The 19,125-nt window shown below is 69.3% G+C and carries 16 protein-coding genes and 1 tRNA gene; 7 read left to right on the forward strand and 10 right to left on the reverse strand.

The features are described 5' to 3' along the window. Positions 1-26: 26 nt before the first annotated feature. Entirely contained in the window at positions 27-2,786 is a 2,760-nt protein-coding gene (gene polA / locus AC0VYM_RS19935; RefSeq protein ID WP_475454401.1) for a DNA polymerase I, read from the reverse strand. A gap of 117 nt (positions 2,787-2,903) precedes the next feature. Between polA and AC0VYM_RS19940 the strand changes: the two genes are divergently transcribed. The 3 genes from AC0VYM_RS19940 to AC0VYM_RS19950 all read left to right on the forward strand — a co-directional run bounded on the left by AC0VYM_RS19940 (position 2,904) and on the right by AC0VYM_RS19950 (position 6,447). After that, positions 2,904-3,329 carry a PaaI family thioesterase gene (locus AC0VYM_RS19940; protein WP_475454403.1) on the forward strand — a complete coding sequence of 142 codons (426 nt, stop codon included), beginning with the start codon at positions 2,904-2,906 and terminating at the stop codon, positions 3,327-3,329. Positions 3,330-3,715: 386 nt separating this feature from the next. Further along, positions 3,716-4,966, forward strand: coding sequence for an ABC transporter substrate-binding protein (locus AC0VYM_RS19945; protein WP_475454405.1), 1,251 nt, complete (start codon positions 3,716-3,718; stop codon positions 4,964-4,966). Between the two features lie 242 nt (positions 4,967-5,208). Next, complete coding sequence (locus AC0VYM_RS19950; protein WP_475454407.1) at positions 5,209-6,447, forward strand: ABC transporter substrate-binding protein; 1,239 nt, start codon at positions 5,209-5,211, stop codon at positions 6,445-6,447. A 72-nt stretch (positions 6,448-6,519) separates the two neighbouring features. On the opposite strand, the gene AC0VYM_RS19955 is transcribed toward AC0VYM_RS19950, so the two are convergent. The 5 genes from AC0VYM_RS19955 to AC0VYM_RS19975 form a co-directional block, all read right to left on the reverse strand. Beyond that, positions 6,520-7,380 (reverse strand): ABC transporter ATP-binding protein, encoded by an 861-nt coding sequence (locus tag AC0VYM_RS19955; RefSeq protein ID WP_378741548.1) that lies wholly within the window; start codon positions 7,378-7,380, stop codon positions 6,520-6,522. Continuing rightward, entirely contained in the window at positions 7,373-8,254 is an 882-nt protein-coding gene (locus AC0VYM_RS19960; RefSeq protein WP_475454410.1) for an ABC transporter ATP-binding protein, read from the reverse strand. Before AC0VYM_RS19960 ends, AC0VYM_RS19955 begins: the two co-directional genes overlap by 8 nt. Then, positions 8,244-9,245 (reverse strand): branched-chain amino acid ABC transporter permease, encoded by a 1,002-nt coding sequence (locus AC0VYM_RS19965; protein ID WP_475454412.1) that lies wholly within the window; start codon positions 9,243-9,245, stop codon positions 8,244-8,246. The genes AC0VYM_RS19960 and AC0VYM_RS19965 overlap by 11 nt, the downstream gene beginning before the upstream one ends. A 12-nt stretch (positions 9,246-9,257) precedes the next feature. Further along, on the reverse strand, positions 9,258-10,823 hold the full coding sequence (locus AC0VYM_RS19970) for a branched-chain amino acid ABC transporter permease (protein ID WP_475454414.1): 1,566 nt from the start codon (positions 10,821-10,823) through the stop codon (positions 9,258-9,260). A gap of 328 nt (positions 10,824-11,151) precedes the next feature. Beyond that, a complete protein-coding gene (locus AC0VYM_RS19975; RefSeq protein WP_475463126.1) occupies positions 11,152-11,721 on the reverse strand; it encodes an ANTAR domain-containing response regulator in 570 nt (189 codons plus the stop codon). 162 nt (positions 11,722-11,883) lie between these two features. Here AC0VYM_RS19975 and AC0VYM_RS19980 point away from each other — a divergent pair. Both AC0VYM_RS19980 and AC0VYM_RS19985 read left to right on the forward strand, forming a co-directional pair. After that, positions 11,884-11,960 (forward strand) — tRNA-Leu (locus AC0VYM_RS19980). Between the two features lie 82 nt (positions 11,961-12,042). Next, positions 12,043-12,849, forward strand: coding sequence for a transposase (locus AC0VYM_RS19985; protein ID WP_475454416.1), 807 nt, complete (start codon positions 12,043-12,045; stop codon positions 12,847-12,849). 33 nt (positions 12,850-12,882) lie between these two features. Here AC0VYM_RS19985 and AC0VYM_RS19990 read toward each other — a convergent pair whose 3' ends face one another. The 3 genes from AC0VYM_RS19990 to AC0VYM_RS20000 all read right to left on the reverse strand — a co-directional run bounded on the left by AC0VYM_RS19990 (position 12,883) and on the right by AC0VYM_RS20000 (position 15,139). Further along, positions 12,883-13,329, reverse strand: a complete 447-nt coding sequence (locus AC0VYM_RS19990; protein ID WP_475454418.1) for a VOC family protein — start codon at positions 13,327-13,329, stop codon at positions 12,883-12,885. Between the two features lie 62 nt (positions 13,330-13,391). Further along, a complete protein-coding gene (locus tag AC0VYM_RS19995) occupies positions 13,392-14,279 on the reverse strand; it encodes a serine hydrolase (RefSeq protein WP_475454420.1) in 888 nt (295 codons plus the stop codon). Continuing rightward, entirely contained in the window at positions 14,276-15,139 is an 864-nt protein-coding gene (locus AC0VYM_RS20000; protein ID WP_475454422.1) for a LysR family transcriptional regulator, read from the reverse strand. The genes AC0VYM_RS19995 and AC0VYM_RS20000 overlap by 4 nt, the downstream gene beginning before the upstream one ends. 136 nt (positions 15,140-15,275) lie before the next feature. Here AC0VYM_RS20000 and bla point away from each other — a divergent pair, with 136 nt between their 5' ends. Continuing rightward, on the forward strand, positions 15,276-16,199 hold the full coding sequence (gene bla, locus AC0VYM_RS20005; RefSeq protein ID WP_475454424.1) for a class A beta-lactamase: 924 nt from the start codon (positions 15,276-15,278) through the stop codon (positions 16,197-16,199). A gap of 256 nt (positions 16,200-16,455) precedes the next feature. After that, complete coding sequence (locus AC0VYM_RS20010) at positions 16,456-17,427, forward strand: DUF1266 domain-containing protein (protein WP_475454426.1); 972 nt, start codon at positions 16,456-16,458, stop codon at positions 17,425-17,427. Between the two features lie 176 nt (positions 17,428-17,603). Here AC0VYM_RS20010 and pyk read toward each other — a convergent pair whose 3' ends face one another. After that, positions 17,604-19,037, reverse strand: a complete 1,434-nt coding sequence (pyk, locus tag AC0VYM_RS20015) for a pyruvate kinase (RefSeq protein ID WP_475454428.1) — start codon at positions 19,035-19,037, stop codon at positions 17,604-17,606. Positions 19,038-19,125 lie beyond the last annotated feature (88 nt).

The following is a 19,125-nucleotide window of genomic DNA, read 5'->3' on the forward strand; positions in this document are numbered from 1 at the left end:
CCCACCTCCGAGTTCAGCGCCGCGCCCTAGTGCGCGGCGTCGTGCCAGTTCTGCCCGCTGCCGACCGAGACGCCCAGCGGAACACGCAGAGCATAGGCGGAGCCCATCTCGTGCGTCACGAGGTTTTCGACCGCCTCGCGCTCTCCCGGGGCGACCTCCACCACGAGCTCGTCGTGCACCTGGAGGAGCACCCGGGAGCGGAACCCGCCCTCGGTGAGCGCCGCGTCCACCTGGAGCATCGCCACCTTGATGATGTCGGCGGCCGAACCCTGGATCGGCGCGTTCAACGCCATCCGCTCCGCCATCTCACGCCGCTGACGGTTGTCGCTCGTCAGGTCGGGCAGGTAGCGGCGGCGCCCCAGGATCGTCTCCGTGTACCCCACCTTGCGGGCCTCGTCCACGACCCGGTTCAGGTAGTCGCGCACCCCGCCGAAGCTGGCGAAGTAGTCCTCCATCAGCCTCTTCGCCTCGTCCGGGGTGATCCCCAGCTGCTGGGACAGGCCGTAGGCGCTCAGCCCGTACGCCAGTCCGTAGCTCATCGCCTTGATCCTGGACCGCGCCTCGCCGTCGACCTCCTCCACCCCGATGTCGAAGACCTGGGCCGCCATGTGCGCGTGGAAGTCGTACCCGCTGTTGAACGCGTCGATCAGCGCCTGTTCGCCCGACAGGTGCGCCATGATGCGCAGCTCGATCTGGCTGTAGTCCGCCGTGAGCAGTTCCTCGTAGCCCTCACCGACCACGAACGCGCGCCGGATCCGCCGACCCACGTCCGTGCGCACCGGGATGTTCTGGAGGTTGGGCTCCGTGGAGCTCAGCCGCCCCGTCGCGGCCACCGTCTGGTTGAACGTGGTGTGGATGCGCCCGTCGTCGGCGACCGTCTTGATCAGGCCCTCGACCGTCGTACGCAGCTTCGTCTGGTCCCGGTGGTGCAGCAGCACGCCCGGCAGCTCGTTCTCGGTCCGCTCCGCCAGCCACGCCAGCGCGTCCGCGTCGGTCGTGTAGCCCGTCTTGATCTTCTTGGTCCGGGGCAGCTCCAGGTCCTCGAACAGCACCTGCTGCAACTGCTTGGGCGAACCCAGGTTGAACTCCCGGCCCACGATCTCGTGCGCCCGCTCCACCGCGCCGCGCGCCGCCGAGGCGAACTCCCCCTGGAGACCCTCCAGGTACTCGCGGTCCGCGGCGATCCCGGCGCGCTCCAACCGCGCCAGCACGTCCACCAGCGGCAGCTCCACCTCGGCCAGCAGGTGGGTGCCGCCCCTCTTGTCCAGCTCCGCGGCGAGCACACCCGCCAGGTCCCGGGTGGCGGCGGCCCGCACGGCGAGGCCGTGCCCGCGTCCGCTGCCGCCCTCCTCCCCCAGGTCCAGGGTCATCTGGGCGCCGTCGGTGTCCTCCTCCAGCTCCCGGCCCAGGTACTTGCGGCACAGGTCCGCGAGGTCGAACCGGCGCTGCCCCGGCTGCGCCAGGTAGGCCGCCAGCGCGGTGTCGCTGATCACCCCGTTCAGGTCCCAGCCGTGCGCGCCCAGCGCGAGCAGTGCGCCCTTGTACTCGTGCACGGCCTTGGGCCGTCCGGCGTCGGCCAGGAAGGCCGCCAGAGCCTCGGTGTCGTCGGCGTCCAGCACCGCGGGGTCCACGAACAGCGAGGCCCCGCTCGGAACGGTGACGGCGAGCGCGTCCACCCGCCCGGTCCCCGCGCCCCAGGCGCCGTCGATCGCCAGCCCCGCCGGGGCCCGCTCCGTGAGCGCCTCGGCGGAGGCGTGCTCGGTGATCCAGGCCGCCACCCCGCCGGTGGCCGCCACCGTCACGTCCACGGTGAAGCCCTCGACGGCCCCTCCGTCCTCCGTGGGCTCCTCGCTCTCACCCGCGCGGATCACCGCGTACAGGCGCTCGCGCAGGTTGGAGGCGAACTCCAGGTTGTCGAAGAGCGCGTCGACCCCCGCGCGGTCGGCCTCGCCCAGGCCCAGCTCCCGCACCCCGGTGTCCAGCTCCACGTCGGTGACCAGCTTGTTGAGCCGCTGGTTGCGGAGCACGTCGTCCAGGTGGTCGCGGAAGTTCTGCCCGGCCTTGCCCGGGACCTCGTCCGCCCGGGCCACCAGTTCCTCCAGGGAACCGAACTTGGTGATCCACTTGGCGGCGGTCTTGGGGCCCACCCCGGGGACCCCGGGGAGGTTGTCGGCCTTCTCCCCCACCAGGGCGGCGAGGTCGCGGTACCGCTCCGGGGTGACCCCGTACTTGTCCTCCACCGCCTCCGGGTCCATCCGGCGCATGTCGGACAGGCTCTTGCCCGGGTACAGCACCGTGCAGTCCTCGGTCACCAGCTGGAAGGCGTCCCGGTCACCGGAGGCGATCAGCACCTCCATGCCCGCCTCACCGCCCTGGTGCGCGAGCGTGGCGATCACGTCGTCGGCCTCGAAGCCGGGCGCCGACAGGTTGGCGACACCGATCAGCCGCATCAGGTCCTGGGTCAGCGGAACCTGGGAGGGGAACTCCGGAGGGGTCTCCGACCGGCCGCCCTTGTAGCCGTCGTACTCCTCGTCCCTGAAGGTGGGGCCGGACAGGTCCCACGCCACCGCGACGTGCGTGGGCTCCTCGTCGCGCAGCAGCTTCACCAGCATGGAGGCGAAGCCGTACACCGCGTTCGTGGACTGCCCGGTGCTGGTACCGAACTTCTCCACGGGGAGCGCGAAGAACGCGCGGAAGGCCATCGAGTGGCCGTCCAGGAGGAGCAGCCGGGCGCGCCCGCCGTCGGCCTGGGATGTCTGTTCAGGGGTCTCTCGCTTGGTCACCACAGAACGAATCCTAGGATGCGCTACGGACACCCCGCGGCCATCACCACGGGAACACCTCCCCGCACCGGTCGGTTCGACCGGTTACGGGGCCACCTGACCGGATCGGAAGGCAACACCATGACCACTGACGCCGAGGGAATGCGCGAACTCCTGGACTCCGGGGCGCTCTCCGACGGCCTGGTCGACAGGATGGGCATCGAGATCACCGAGGCCTCCGCCGAGCGCGTCGTGGGCCGCATGCCGGTCGAGGGCAACCGCCAGCCCTTCGGGCTGCTGCACGGCGGCGCCTCGTGCGTGCTCGCGGAGACCCTGGGGTCCATCGGCTCCACCGTCCACGCCCAGGGGTTCGGGCGCGTCGCCGTGGGCATCGAGATCAACGCGACCCACCACCGCTCGGCCACCGAGGGACACGTCACCGGGGTGGCCACCCCGGTCCACCTGGGCCGCACCCTCGCCACCTGGGACATCACCATCACCGACGACCAGGGCCACAAGGTCTGCACCTCCCGCCTCACCTGCATGCTGCGCGACGCCCCCCAGTAGCGGTCCGGGGCGGGGCGCCCCGGCACCCCGCCCCGCCCTTTAGGTGCGCCTCCGCCTGGAGTGAAGCCCGCCTAACGCCTCCGCCCGGGCGCGAACGCTGGACGAACCGACACCCCCGCACCCCCGCGCCGCGACAACCGGCCACCCCAACCCCCACCACACCCGGCGTCCGTCCAGTCACGCCCCGCCACACGGCTACAGAGTCATAACGAGCAGAAGGCGACTGAGACGCAACCGCTCCCCGCAGCTTCCACCGGAACCCGATACCGGATTAAGCTCCGCTAACGCTCCTGATTAAGTCATGCCACACATAACGGGCAACAGGACGCATAAGCGCTATCGGCACGGCTGCGCAGACCAGCCGGTTGAACGGAGTGACCACGAACATGGCAAGCAAGAAGTTCCTGAGCCTCACTGCCGCAACCGCGGCCCTCGTTCTTGGGCTCACCGCGTGTGGCAACGGAGACGGCGGCAGCGCGGACGGAGGCGACGGCTCCGGCGAGGAGTTCACCTTCGGCATCCTCTACCCGCAGACCGGCAGCCTCGCCTTCCTCGGCCCGCCCCAGATCACCGCCGCCCAGTACGCCATCGAGGAGATCAACGCGGCCGGCGGCATCCTCGGCACCGACGTCCCCGCCATCGTCGAGGCCGACGAGGCCGGAGACGCCGCCCAGGCCAACCAGGCCGCCAACGACCTCGTCTCCGCCGACGTCAACGCCGTCATCGGCGCCGCGGCCTCCGCGATGACGCAGGCCAGCTACGACACCGTCACCGCCGCCAGCATCGTCCAGTGCTCCGGCTCCAACACCGCCCCCGACCTCAGCGAGATCGACGACAACGGCTACTTCTTCCGCACCGCCCCCAGCGACCTCCTCTCGGGTCCGGTCCTGGCCCGCCAGATGGTGGACGACGGCGCCTTCGACATCGCCGTCGTCGCCCGCGCCGACGACTACGGCGACGGCTACCGCAGCGCCGTGGAGGCCGAGCTCGAAGCCCTCGGAGCGAACGTCGTCGCGACCGAGAACTACGACCCCGACGCCACCAACTTCGACTCCGTCGTCAACGCCGTCTCCGGAGCCGAGCCCGACGCCGTCGCCCTGATCTCCTTCCAGGAGGGCGCCCAGGTCATCGCCGAACTCATCGAGTCCGGCATCGAGGGCGACCAGCTCTACATCACCGACGGCCTCAACGACCCCGAGCTCGGCACCACCGTCAACGCCGACGACCCCGACGTCGTCACCGGCGTCACCGGTGTCGCCCCCGGCGCGGACAACCCCGAGTTCAACGAGGGTCTGCGCGCCTTCGACTCCGAACTCGACGTCTTCCAGTTCGCCCCCCAGGTCTTCGACTGCGTCACCGCGATCGCCCTGGCCGCCGAGTCCGCCGGATCCGTCTCCCCCGCCGACTACGTCGAGCACCTCCCGGAGATCAGCCGCCCCGACGGCACCGAGTGCGGCAGCTTCGAGGAGTGCCGCGACCTCCTCAACGACGGCGAGGAGATCGACTTCCAGGGCACCAGCGGCAACATCGACTTCGACGACAACGGCGACCCCACCTCCGCCACCTTCGAGGTCTTCCACTTCGGTGACGAGGGCTACGAGACCCTCGGCTTCGAGGAGTACTCCGTCAACGAGTGACGACGGATGACCCCGTCCCCCACCACGGACCACAGCGTCCGTGAGTGAGGGGCACCATCCTCCACACACCGAGCGAACCGTCCGGGGGTGCGGGGCACCAGCCCCGCACCCCCGGACCCGTCTGGACACGACCACCGCGAGACCCCGGCACGGCCGCCACCCCGCGCGCCGTGCCTCGTCGTACACGGACCGGGCGGCCGCACGGCACCACACCACACGCCACTCGAACGGACGACCACGCCATGCCCACCCACCGGTCCCTCGCCCTCCCAGCGGCCGCCCTCGCCCTCAGCCTCACGCTCACCGGCTGCGGCGACACCCTCGACCTCGGTGACGACACCGAGGACGACACCGCGTTCACCTTCGGACTCCTCTACCCCCAGACCGGCAGCCTCAGCTTCCTCGGCCGCCCCCAGACCGCCGCCGTCGAGTACGCCATCGACGAGATCAACTCCGCCGGCGGCATCCTCGGCGCCCAGGTCCCGCCACCCGTCGTGGCCGACGAGGCCGGAGACGCCGCACAGGCCCAACAGGCCGCCAACGACCTCGTCTCCGCCGACGTCAACGCCGTCATCGGCGCCGCCGCCTCCGTCATGACCCAGGCCAGCTACGCCACCATCACCGGCGCCGGGATCGCCCAGTGCTCCGGCTCCAGCACCGCCCCCGACCTCACCCGCGTCGACGACAACGGATACTTCTTCCGCACCGCCCCCAGCGACCTCCTCGCCGGACCCGTCCTCGCCCAGCGCATCGTCGACGACGGCCACCTCGACGTCGCCGTCATCGCCCGAGCCGACGACTACGGCAACGGCTACCTCAACGCCGTCGAGGCCGAACTCAACGCCCTCGGCGCCAACGTCGTCCTCGCCGAGACCTACGACCCCGACGCCACCAACTTCGGCGCCGTCGTCAGCACCGCCGCCACCTCCGGAGCCGACGCCGTCGCCCTCATCTCCTTCCAGGAGGGCACCCAGCTCATGGCCGCCCTCATCGAGAGCGGCACCGAGAGCCAGTTCTACCTCACCGACGGCCTCAACGACCCCGACCTGGAGGCGACCATCGGCGCCGCCTCCACCGACGCGGTCACCGGCACCACCGGCGTCGCACCCAGCGCCAACAACCCGCGGTTCAACGAGGACCTACGCGCCTTCGACCCCGAACTCGACGCCTTCCAGTTCGCACCGCACATCTTCGACTGCGTCACCGCCATCGCCCTCGCCGCCGAGTCCGCGGGCTCCACCGACCCCGCCCAGTACGTCGACCACGTCGGCGAGGTCACCCGCCCCGACGGCACCGAGTGCACCACCTTCGAGCAGTGCCGCGACCTCCTCGACGACGGTCAACCCATCGACTACCAGGGCATGAGCGGCAAGATCGACCTCGACGACAACGGCGACCCCACCTCCGCCACCTTCGAGGTCTTCCACTTCGGTGAGAACGGCTACGAGATCCTGGAGTACGTCGAGTTCACCAACGACTGACCCCGCACCGGACCCGGAACACGACGAGGGGGCGGGACCCACGACGGGTCCCGCCCCCCACACACGCCCGGATCAGCCCTTCGCGAGCGTCCCCAGGTACAGCTCGATCACGTTCGGATCGTTCAGCAGGTCCCGGCCCGAACCCGTGTACGCGTTCCGGCCCTGGTCCAACACGTACCCCCGGTCACAGATCTGGAGGCACCTCCGCGCGTTCTGCTCCACCATGATCACCGAGACCCCCGCGGCGTTGACCTCCTTCACCCGCTGGAAGACCTCCTCCTGGTAGATCGGGGACAACCCGGCGGTCGGCTCGTCCAACAACAGCACCGACGGGTCCATCATCAGCGCCCGACCCATGGCCACCATCTGCCGCTGACCGCCCGACAGCGAACCCGCCTTCGCCCGGCGCCGGTCCGCCAGCAGCGGGAACAGCCCCGCCACCACCTCGAACCGCTCCGAGAACGACTTCGGCCGCAGGAACGCCCCCATCTGGAGGTTCTCCTCGATCGTCAGCGACGGGAACACGTTGCGCGTCTGCGGGACGTAACCCACGCCCCGCTCCACCAACGAGTGCGCCGCCAACCCCGCGATACTCGAACCCCGCAGCGTCAGACCGCCCTCACGCACCGGGATCAACCCGAAGATCGTCTTGATCAGCGTCGACTTGCCCGCACCGTTCGGCCCGATGATCGCCACCACCTCACCCTCGGTGAGGGTCAGCGTGCACCCGTTCAGGATGTTCACCCCGGGCACGTAGCCGGCGACCAGGTCCCTGGCCAACAGCAGGTAGTCGTCCGGACCACCCACCTCCAGAGCCTCCGCCCGCGCCTGCTCCAGGACCTCCTCACGGTGCTCCTGCACGGCGGCGGCCTCCTCGGCCACGGCCGGAACCTCCTCCGGCTCCGGACGGATCCCGTCGTTCCCCTCACTCATCGCCACTCCCCTGGTCCTCGCCCTCCACGTCCTGGGCACCCAGGTAGGCGTCGATCACCTGCTGGTTGGACCGGATGTCCGAAGGACGGCCCTCCGCGATCACCTGACCCTGCGCCAACACCACGATCCAGTCACTGATCCCCATGATCACGTCCATGTCGTGCTCCACGAACAGGACCGTCTTGCCCTCGTCACGCAACGACGTGATGTGGTGCAGGAGCGACTGCACCAACGCCGGGTTCACACCCGCCATCGGCTCGTCCAGCATGATCATGCTCGGATCGGTCATCAGCGCGCGCGCCATCTCCAGCAGCTTGCGCTGACCGCCCGACAACGCGCCCGCCATGTCCCGGCGCTTGTCGATCAGCTTGAACCGCTCCAACAACTCCAACGCCCTCGCGGTGTTGGCCTTCTCCTGACGGCCCCACACCGGACGCAGGAACGCACCCGCCATCCGCTCACCCGTCTGACCGGGAGCGCCCAACAACATGTTGTCGAGCACCGTCATCCGCGTGAGCGCCTTGGTCAGCTGGAAGGTCCGCACCATCCCGGCCCGCGCCACCTGGTGACCGCGACGGCCGTTGATCCCACGACCCTCGAACGACCACTCACCGCCGTCGACCCGGTCGAACCCCGTCAACAGGTTGAACAGCGTGGACTTGCCCGCGCCGTTCGGACCGATCAGCGCCGTGATCGTCCCCCGCTGCACCTCCAGGTGCTCCACGTCCACGGCGGTCAGACCACCGAACGAACGCTTCACCCCGTCCGCCACCAGGATCGGGTCCTGCTTGGCCGAACCCGGCTCCGGGACCGCCCCGGCCATCCGGTCGACCTCGGCACCCGCCTCGGAGCCGATCACCTCGTCACTTGACATTGATCAACATCTCCTTGCGGTCACCGATCAGACCCTGCGGCCGGAAGACGATCAGCAGCACCAGCAACACACCGACGAACGCCAGCTGGATCGCACCGAAGTCCGGACCCGACAGGAACGGGAGGTAACCCTCACTGCCCAGGCCACGCAGCAACTTGTCCGTGAAGTTCATCAGGAACCAGAACACCATCGAACCCACGATCGGACCGAGCACACGGCCCGCACCGCCCAACAGCAGGATCACCCACAGGAAGAACGTCACCTGCGGCTTGAACTGGTCCGGCGCGATCGCGCCCTGGTGCACCGCCATCATGCAACCGGCCAGCGAACCGATCAGGCCGCCCAGGACCAGCGCCTGCATCTTGTACGCGAACACGTTCTTGCCGAGGCTGCGCACCGCGTCCTCGTCCTCGCGGATGCCCTTCACCACACGCCCCCACGGGCTGTGGATCAGCACCCAGGTCAGCGCCGCCATGAGCGCCACCAGACCCCACGTGACCGTCATCAGCCACATGTGGCTGCCGCTGAACGAGAACGAACCGATCCCGTAGCGTTCGGCCGGGTCGAACAGCCCCAGCGCCAGGTTCCACTCACGGAACTCCGTCGACAGGTTCTGCAACCCGTACACACCGTTGGTCAGCGGCTCCGCGAAGCCCGCTCGGTACACCAACCGCAGCACCTCGGCCGCGGCGATCGTCGTGATCGACAGGTAGTCCGCCCGCAACCGGAGCGTCGGAACACCCAGCAACAGCGCCAGCACCACCGCACAGGCCAGGCCCACCAGGAACCCGACCAGCAACGGCAACTCGAACACCGCGACGCTGATACCCACGCCGTAGGCGCCCACCAGCATGAAGCCGACCTGGCCGAAGTTCAGCAGCCCGGCGTAGCCGAAGTGCATGTTCAGGCCGATCGCGGCCAGCGCGTAGATCGCGGCCACCGGTCCCACCGCGGATCGGGCGGACTCGGCGAGGATCAAGAAAATATCCATCGTCTACCTCTCCTAGCCGACCCGCTCGCGCCGACCGAGCAGACCCTGGGGCCTGATCAGCAGCATGAGGATCATCAGGGCCAGAGCCCACGCTTGCATGAGCTGTGCGGGGAACCACAGGGTGGACAGCATCGCCACCAGACCCACGGCGACACCGCCGACCATCGCGCCGTAGGCCGTGCCCAGACCGCCCAGGATCACCGCGGCGAACATGAGCAGCAGCAGACGGAAGCCCATCTCGTAGTCCACGACCTGGTTGAGGCCGAAGAGCACGCCGCCCAGGGACGCCAGACCGCCGCCGAGGAACCACACGTACAGCGTCACCCGGTCCACGTCGATACCCGACGACTCCGCCAGGTCCCGGTTGTCCGAGACCGCGCGCATCGCCTTGCCGATGCGGGTGAACTGGAGCATGCAGGCCACCAGCACCAGGACCACGACCGCGACACCCATGATCACCAGGTCGCGCGGGGGCATCGAGATCGGGCCGATGTGCACCAGCTCCTGCACCTGGTACCCGGCGTACCGCTGCCGGTTGGCGCCGAAGAGCACCAGCAGCACGTGCCGCAGCACCAGGGCCAGACCGATGGAGACGATGAACATCTGGATCAGGGCGACGTTGCGCCTGCGCAGCGGGCGCCACAGGTAGCGCTCCATGGTGCTGCCCAGCACACCGCCCATGACCACCGCGATACCGGCCGCCACCCACAGTGGCACCTGCCAGCCGGGGTCGAGACCGAACAGGCCCATGAGCGTCGCCAGCGCGATACCGCCGATGACGGAGGACCACTGGAGGATGATCAGCGTCGTCCGGTTGAACCGGTCCTCCAGGAAGGCGCCCACCAGGACGGCGGCACCCAGACCGGCGAAGATCACCAGCAGGGAGTTGCCCAGTCCCGCGGCGCCGGTACTGAACAGCAGGGCCATCATCGCGCCGAAGGTGACCATGTCACCGTGCGAGAAGTTGATGACCTGCGTCGTACCGAAGATCAGGGAGAGGCCGATCGCGGAGATCGCGATGACCAGGCCGAACAGCAGACCGGCCGCGGTGAGCTGCGCGAAGCGCTCACCGAACCCGCCGCTGACGCCCTCGACCGCGACCGCCTCGTCCTCGGAGGCCGTGTCCTCCTCCGCGTCCTCGGTCGCCTCGGCGTCCGGAGAGGGGGAGCTCTCGTCCTGGTCCGCCGGTCCGCCGGGGAGTTCCAACCCGATGAGGAGCAGCCGCTGCTGGTTCGGTTCGACCTCGACCTCGGCCTCACCCTCGACGATGAGGCTCGTCTCGCGTACGGCGAACTCGCTGGGGACGGACTCCTGGTCCACCACTAGGCGGTAGTCACCCGGTCCGGGCAACTCCACTTCCCACATTCCATCAGAGTCGGTTTCCACCGCATCGATCTCGTCATCACCCTGGAAGACCGTGATCAGGATGCCCTCGACACCCTGGTCCCGGTCGTCCGGCTGACCGATCTGACCGTGCAGCGACTCACCGCCCTGTTCGTCTGCCGTCGCCGCTGCCCCGGGGATCACCAGGAATGCGGTGATCAGGGCGAGCAACACGGTCACGAGGCGTGTGCGCACGCGCGCTCCTTGCGCATCTGAGGTTGACGGCACCCGGATGGGAGGCATTCGGGGGCCGCTGTCCTTTAGCTGTTCGGTGCGGTGAGTTTAGCCCGATTTATGCCGGTCATTCAGTGCCGCTTAAGCCACGTGACCCAACCGTCACCCCATTGTGCGCAAGCGAGATCAAACTGGTACGAGATACGCGTTGACGCTGAACACATGTCCACGTTCCGGAGCCGCAACCTGCCGATCTGTAGGCTTTCCCGGGCCCGGTGCCCCCTGGACACAGGAAGGGGCCGCACCCGGTCGGGTGCGGCCCCGGTTCAGCGCGGCGGGGGTCGGTCCGTTAGGAGGACTGTCCCCCGAGCGTCTCGACGACCGTCTCAGCGACCTTGCGCATGGTCAGCCGACGGTCCATGGAGTTCTTCTGGATCCAGCGGAACGCCTCGGGCTCACTCATCCCGTGGCGGGTCTGGAGCAGACCCTTCGCCTGCTCCACGAGCTTGCGGGTCTCCAGGCGATCCTGGAGGCTGCTGACCTCGGCCTCCAGCGCGGCCAGCTCGGCGTAGCGCGAGGTGGCCATCTCGATCGCCGGAACCAGGTCCGACTTGCTGAACGGCTTGACCAGGTAGGCCATCGCTCCGGCCTCGCGGGCCCGCTCCACCAGCTCCCGCTGGGAGAAGGCGGTCAGGATCACGACCGGGGCGATGCGCTCCCCGGCGATCCGCTCGGCGGCCGAGAGGCCGTCGAGCACCGGCATCTTGATGTCGGTGATCACCAGGTCGGGTTTGAGCTCCTGGGCAAGCCGGATGGCGGCCTCACCATCGCCCGCCTCCCCGACGACGGCGTAACCGTCCTCTTCGAGCATCTCCTTGAGATCCAGGCGAATCAGGGCCTCGTCTTCCGCGATCACCACACGGCTCTGCGTCCTCGTCACGTACACGAGGTTACCGAGATCCGCTAGTATGCTGACCGTTGGCCCCGGCAATGCGCGTCAATCGTGACTCCACCGTTGACGGAGCGATGCCCCCGGGACGCCGAACAGGCAAACCGGACAAGCAGAACCAACAACCCAAAGGCCCCGATAGGCCAACAGGCAGAGCCAATGGTCTCAAACACCATAAAGTGTGGGTTCGAATCCCACTCGGGGCACCAGTAGCCACCCTCGCGGGTGGCTTTTCTGTTGGCGGACGCCCTGCGCCCGAAAATGTCCGAAGCGTGAGCGAACATGCACCGTATGTACTCACCGCATGTCAGGCGCGAGGCCGTCTCCCTCATTGACTCCGGGATCTCCTACGCGGAGGTCGGCCGTCGGATGGGAATCAACCGTTCCACCCTGCGGGCGTGGACACTCGATCGTTCCCTCGTGGACAGGTACACCGACACTGATCTCTGCCCTCGCTGCGAGCCGATACCCGGCTCGCCCAGGCGGCCAGACGCGTACGGCTACCTGCTGGGCCTCTACCTCGGGGACGGGTGCCTCACCCCGGCAGGAGATCCCGCGAAGAAGGTCTGGCGGCTACGGGTGATGTGCTCGGACACCTGGCCGGGTCTCATCGAGCTCTGCGCAGGGAGCATGGCTGCCATCCGTCCCGACCACAAGGTCTCCCGTGTCCCCTCCACGGGCTGCACGGAAGTGCACAGCAACTGGAAGCACTGGCCGTGCCTGTTCCCCCAGCACGGGCCGGGCAAGAAGCACGACCGCACCATCGCCCTGGAGCCCTGGCAGCGGACCATTGTCGAGGAGCATCCCGAGGAGTTCGTGCGGGGGCTGGTGCACTCCGACGGCAGCCGGGTGCTCAACCGGATCAGAAGGCCCCTGCCCGACGGTGGAGTGAAGCACTACGAGTACCCGCGCTACCACTTCACCAACGTCTCCGCCGACATCACCGGGCTGTTCACCGACGCCCTGGACCTGCTGGGCGTCCCCTGGAGGGTCCACACCATCAAGGGCAACGGAAGCCGCCGCGACAAGCACGTGGTGTCGGTGTCACAGCGGGACGCGGTGGCGCGGATGGACGCGTTCGTGGGGCCCAAGTACTGAGACGCCCGCGCGGTGGGCGCGGGCGGGTGTGGCCTACTCCTCGCCCCGCCAGCGCCTGAGATCCTCCTCGGTGATCTCCTGCATCGGTGTGGGCTGGGTGATGCGGAGGTGGTTGCCGAAGGGGTCGCGCAGGGCGCAGTCGATGCCGTAGGGCTGCTCGGTCGGTTCCTCGGTGAACTCGACCCCGCGTGCGCGCAGGGTGTCGTAGGTGGCCCGGCAGTCGTCGGTGTTGATGATGGCGGCGACGCCGAGGGCGCCCTGGGTGAGGAGTTCGCGGACCTTGGCGCCGTTCTCGTCCTGGGAGGGCACCTCCAGGAGGATGTGGCGGTCCGGGTCGGCGGGCAGGGTGATGGTGAGCCACCGCATGAACCCCATGTCGACGTCGTCTCCGACCTCGAAGCCGAGTTTGCCGACGTAGAAGTCGAGGGCCTCGTCCTGGTCGAGCACGGTCACGGAGTGGATGGCGATCTGTGTGAGCATGCCTCAACGCTACGTCTGAGCTGGTCTGTTGTGTTTCTACGGCACGTCAGTTTCGGGTCTGGTCAGGTGGCGCGGAGGTGGTCGCGGAGGGTGCGTGCGGCGCGTCCGATGAGGGCTTCGGCGGCGGGTTGGTGGCGGGCCGGGACGGAGGAGGCGGTGAGGGCGGCGATGGCGTAGGCCTCGCCGCCCTTGTGTTCGACGACGCCGACCTCGTGGCGGTGGTTGAGGACGCTGCCGGTCTTGGAGGACCAGGTGCTGGCGTCGGTGCTGAACTCGGGGGCGAGGCGGTGGCGGATGACGTTGTCGGCCATGAGGGAGCGCAGGCGGGCGGCGGTGTCCGGGTGGATGGTGGTGGGTTTCCACAGGGCCTGGAGGAGGTCGACGTGGGCGCGGGCGGAACCGGAGTTGGCACGGGTGACGTCGAGTTGGGGGATGCGGTGTCCGCGTCCGGCGCTGGCCGCCTGGATGGCGAGGGTGTGGGCGAGGTGGGTCTCGTCGGGGGCGAGGCGTTCGGCGGGCGTCTCGTTGAGGTCGCGGACGCGGTGGCGGACGGTGATGCCGTGGACGCCGTGGGCGCGGAGGGTCTTCGTGACCCGGGTGGGCGGGGTGAGGTCGAAGAGGGTGTCGGCGGCGACGTTGTCGCTGAGGCACATGGCGAGGTAGATGAGGTCGTCGACCGCGACGGTGGCGGGGTGGCGGAAGCGGCCGAGGCCGATGGGTCCGGTGGTGGGGCCGCCGGGTTCGACGCGGACGGGGGTGGTGCCGTCGAGTTCGCCCTGCTGGAGGCGTTCGAGGGTGGCCAGGGCGAGGGGGATCTTGACGAGGGAGGCGGTGGCGTACTCGGTGTCGGGTTCGATGCCGATCTCGTGGCCGGTGTTGAGGTCGCGGACGAGGAGGGAGGCCTGGAGTCCGGCCTGTTCGAGTTCGGTCTGGAGTCGTTGGGTGATCACGGGGTGGCTCCGAGGCATTGGGCGATGTGTGGGTGGAGGTGTGTGCGGAGGGTCTCGGACTGTTCTCCGGTGGCGGTGTAGCAGCGGGTGGGTCGGATCTCTCCGATGGGGCGCCAGTGGAGGTTGAGGTCGTCCGCCTGGCGGGGTGAGCAGAGGAGGAGGTCGTCGGTGGTGAGGACTTCGGCGGTGGCGGTGGTGAGGGTGGTGGCGCGGGTGATCTGGGTGGGTTGGAGGCCGATGGTGTCGCCGGTGTGGGTGAGCGGGTCGCGGATGTGGGGGGTGTCGTCCTCGGGCTGGATCCAGAGGCGGCGGGGCGGGGTGGTGTCGTCGCGGTGGGGGCGGAGGGTTTCGAGGTAGTGGGTGTTGGCGTGGGGCGGGTGGTGGGTGGCGAGGCCGAGGGGGACGGTCCAGTGCGCGCGGTCGGGTGGGACGGCGGTGATGGCGGTGCGGACCTGTCGGGTGTGGAGGAGTTCCTCGCGTTGGGCGGGTGGTGCGGGGTGGGGGTCGAGGTGGAGGTCGTGGTGGCGGGCCTGGGCGGTGAGGTGGGCGAGGTCGTGGGTGGTGCAGGTGGTGGGGACGGCGAGGCGCAGGGGTGTGCGGCGGGCCTGGGCCGCGTCGTGTTCGAGGGTGTGGGCGAGGTCGACGAGGCGCCGTGCGGTGGGCAGGACGGTGTGGCCGAACTGGGTGAGGGTGGCGCGTCGTGTGGTGCGGTCGAAGAGGGCGGCCCCGAGGTGTCGTTCGAGGGCGGCGATGCGGCGGCTGGCGACGGGTTGGGGGATGCGCGCGGCGGCGGCTCCGAGGGTGAAGCTGCCTCGGTCGCTGACGTGGATGAAGGCGGTGCAGGCTCCGACGAGGTCCATGGTCTGAGGTTATGTCGAAAGAGCATGGGTGTGGCTGTTTGTGTCTTGGACAGCATGGGTGGTGGTTGGTGAGACTGCGGGGGCGGGCCGGTTCTGGCTCGCCTCTCTTCTGATTCCTGTTCTTTTGGGGGCTTTCGTGAGCTTTGCTGTGCGCGGTGTGTGGTGGCGCGGTTTCGTTGCGTCGGTGGCGTTGGTGCCCGTGGTGGGGTGTGGCGCGGCCGAGGGCGGTGGGGATGCGGGGGTCCCCGCGGAGTCGGCCTCGGTGACGGTGGACTTCGCGGCGGAGTTCGAGGCCCTGGAGGAGGAGTTCGACGCCCGGTTGGGTGTGTACGCGTTGGACACGGGTTCGGGCGAGGAGGTGGCGTTCCAGGAGGGTGAGCGGTTCGCGTTCGCCTCGACGTTCAAGGCGTTGTTGGCGGGGGTGGTGTTGTCGGAGAACTCGTTGGAGGAGATGGAGCGGGTGGTGACCTTCGACGAGAGCGTGCTGGTGCCGCACTCGCCGGTGGTGGAGGAGAACCTGGAGTCGGGGATGTCGTTGTTGGAGCTGTGCGACGCGACGGTGCGGTTCAGCGACAACGCGGCGGCGAACCTGTTGTTGGAGGAGATCGGCGGCCCGGAGGGGTTCGGTGCCGCGCTGAAGGAGTTGACCGGCGACGAGGTGACCAACCCGGTGCGGTGGGAGCCGGAGCTCAACGAGGCCGTTCCGGGTGACGAGCGCGACACCAGCACCCCGGAGGCCCTGGCGGGGACCCTGGAGGCGTTCACCCTGGGTGAGGTTCTGCCGGAGGACCGCCGTGAGGTGCTGGTGGATCTGCTGGTGCGGAACACGACGGGTGACGATCTGATCCGTGCGGGTGTGCCGGAGGGCTGGGTCGTGGGCGACAAGACCGGTGGTGGCGGTCACGGGACGCGCAACGACATCGCGGTGCTGTGGCCGGAGGGGGGCGAGGGCGACCCGATCGTGCTGGCCGTGCTGTCGAGCCGTGACGTCGAGGACGCGGAATATGACGACGCGTTGGTCGCGGAGGCGACCGAGGTGGTCGTGGAGGCCCTGGGCTAGGGGTTTTCGGCGGTTGTCGCGGGGGTTCTGGCCGGGTCGGGACAGACTGGCCAGAACCTCTGTAACTACCCGACCCATTCGACCCTAAATAGGCCTTTTGTCATTTTATGTAGCTACAAGCTGGCTGAACCGGTCACATCACGGCCACAACCTGAGCACAACCCGTGGGTTCGGTCGCCTGGAAGCCGTCGCGTCCCTGATCCTGGATGGCGGAAAGCCCTGTCGGAAGGGGCTCGCAGCGAGAGAGGGGCGACGGTTGTTGACCGCGGTGGCCGGGGTGATCGGCGCGCTGGTGATCGGGGCCTGGGTCGTGGTGGCCTGGGGTTCCCGGCGTCGGCAGCCGTGGTTGTGGACCCCGGTGGCCCTGCTGGCGGTCCTGCTCGTCGCGGTGGACCTGCCCGGCTGGTCGTTCCTGCCGCTGGCGGTCCTGGCGGCGGGTTCCTTCGCCGAGCTGGTGGTGGGGTCGCGTGAGTCGCCCACGATCCGCACCAAGTCCCCCGACGCCCCGTTGAGCACCGAGCGGTGGGCCGCCGCGGCGGCGGCCCCCTTCCGGGTGGCGCTGGCCGAGCCCTGGGACGTGGTGGCGCGGCCGAGTCTGCGCCGCCGCTACCGGCGGATGCTGGAGCGCCAGTGGTCGGTGGTGGACCGTGAGTCGCTGCTGGCCGCGGTGGACACCCTGTTGGCCGGTCTGCACCAGGGGCCGAGCCTGGACCTGGCGGTGGACCTGCGCACGGGTACGGCCCGGTCGCGGCTGCCCCTGGACCAGGGCGGTCTGGACACCGGCGAGACGGTGGAACTGTCCCCGGAGCAGGTGGCCCGGTTGCGTGCGGTCACGGGTGTGGCCGAGGGCGACGAGACGGTGATCATCGGCGCCTACCAGTGGTGGAAGTCGGTGCACGTCATCCGGCTGGTGTGCGGTGGGGCGACCCTTGACTGGCTGAGCCCGGTGGAGACGCAGACGCTGCTGCGGCGGGTGGCCTCCGACCTCCAGCGCCGCTACTCGTCGTGGGGGCAGTTGTGCACGGCCTTCCACGCCGGGTACCTGCTCTGGCCCGACAAGGGTGTGGACGGTGCCCCCGCGGAGTCCGACCGGCCGGACGCCGACCGCGTGTGGGTGGCGCTGGGTCTGTTGGACGAGGACCCGAGGAGCCCCTGGAACCTGCTGCCGTGGGACATGCCGTTGGACCGGGTGACGTTCGAGGGCGGGGTCTCCTCCAACCAGGAGTAGCGGGGATCGTCCCGCGCTCCCCCGCGCTCCTCGTGGTCCCCTCCCCTGACACGACATCGGCCGCACCGGTCGGCCCGGAGAGGTCGGCGCGGCTCAGTACGCCTTCCCCCGGGCCGGACCTGATGCGGCCCGTCAGGTGGCGCCCGTCCGGGGCGCCCGTTCACGCGTCAGCTGGTTCAGCCGGCACCGAGGGCGACGGCGTCGCCGAGTCGGTGGACACGCAGGGAGTTGGTGGAACCGGTGGTTCCGGGCGGGCTACCAGCGACGATGACGACCTTGTCACCCTTGTGGTAGTCGCCGATCTGGAGGAGTTCGGTCTCGACCTGGCGGACCATGTCGTCGGTGTTGTCGACCCACGGGACCAGGTTGCACTCGGTGCCCCAGGTCAGGGAAAGCGTGCCCCGGGTCTCGGCCTCGGTGGTGAAGGCCATGAGCGGGATGGGTGAACGGTAGCGGGCCAGGCGCCGGGCGGTCTCACCGGACATGGTGAAGGCGACCAGGGCCTTGGCGCCGACGGTGGCGCCGATCTCCGCGGCGGCGCGGGCGATGGCCCCGCCGGTGGTCTCCGGCACCCGGTTGAGGATGTGCGAGGCGCGCAGGGACTCCTGCTCGGCGGCGCTGACGATGCGCGCCATGGTCTCGACGGTCTCGATGGGGTACTGGCCGACGCTGGTCTCGCCGGAGAGCATGACGGCGTCGGCGCCGTCGAGGACGGCGTTGGCGACGTCGGAGGCCTCGGCCCGGGTGGGGCGGGGCGCGCTGATCATGGACTCGAGCATCTGCGTGGCGACGATGACCGGCTTGGCCTTGTCGCGGCAGCGTTCGATGGCGCGCTTCTGCACCATCGGGACGTTCTCGAGGGGCAGTTCGACGCCGAGGTCGCCGCGGGCGACCATGACGCCGTCGAAGACCTCGATGATGTCCTGGAGGCGCTCGACCGCCTGGGGCTTCTCGATCTTGGCGATGAGGGGGACGGTGACGCCCTCCTCGTCCATGATGCGGTGGCACTCCTCGGCGTCCGCGGGGCTGCGGACGAAGGAGAGGGCCACCATGTCGACGCCCTGGGCGAGGGCCCAGCGCAGGTCGGCCTCGTCCTTGTCGGTGAGGGCGGGCACGCTGACGGCGACTCCGGGGAGGTTGAGCCCCTTGTGGTTGGAGACGGTGCCGCCGAAGATGACGCGGGTCTGGATGTCGGTGCTGGTGGTCTTGGTGCACTCCAGCACGACACGGCCGTCGTCGATGAGGACGCGGTCGCCGGGGCGGACGTCGCCGGGGAGCCCCTTGTAGGTGGTGGAGACGCGCTGGCGGTCGCCGGGCACGTCTTCGATGGTGATGGTGAACTCGTCTCCGGCGGCGAGTTCGACGGGTCCGTCGGGGAAGGTTCCCACGCGGATCTTGGGTCCTTGGAGGTCCGCGAGGACCCCCACTGCTCGGTTGGCGTCCGCCGCGGCCTGCCTGAGGTTGGCGAGGCTCGCGCGGTGGTCGTCGTGGGTTCCGTGGCTGAGGTTCAGACGGGCGACGTCGAGGCCCGCGTCGACGAGGCGCCGGAGGGTCTCCGGGCTCGAGGTGGCGGGGCCAAGGGTCGCAACGATTTTTGCTCGACGTGTCACGTCTATCACTTTAGAGCGTCTGGGGGATGGAGTGGTCTAAACCAGGTTGCGAATGCACGTATCTGAGGTGGAGCTGGGGCGAACGCGG

The organism is Nocardiopsis sp. iso_237 (assembly GCF_056173345.1).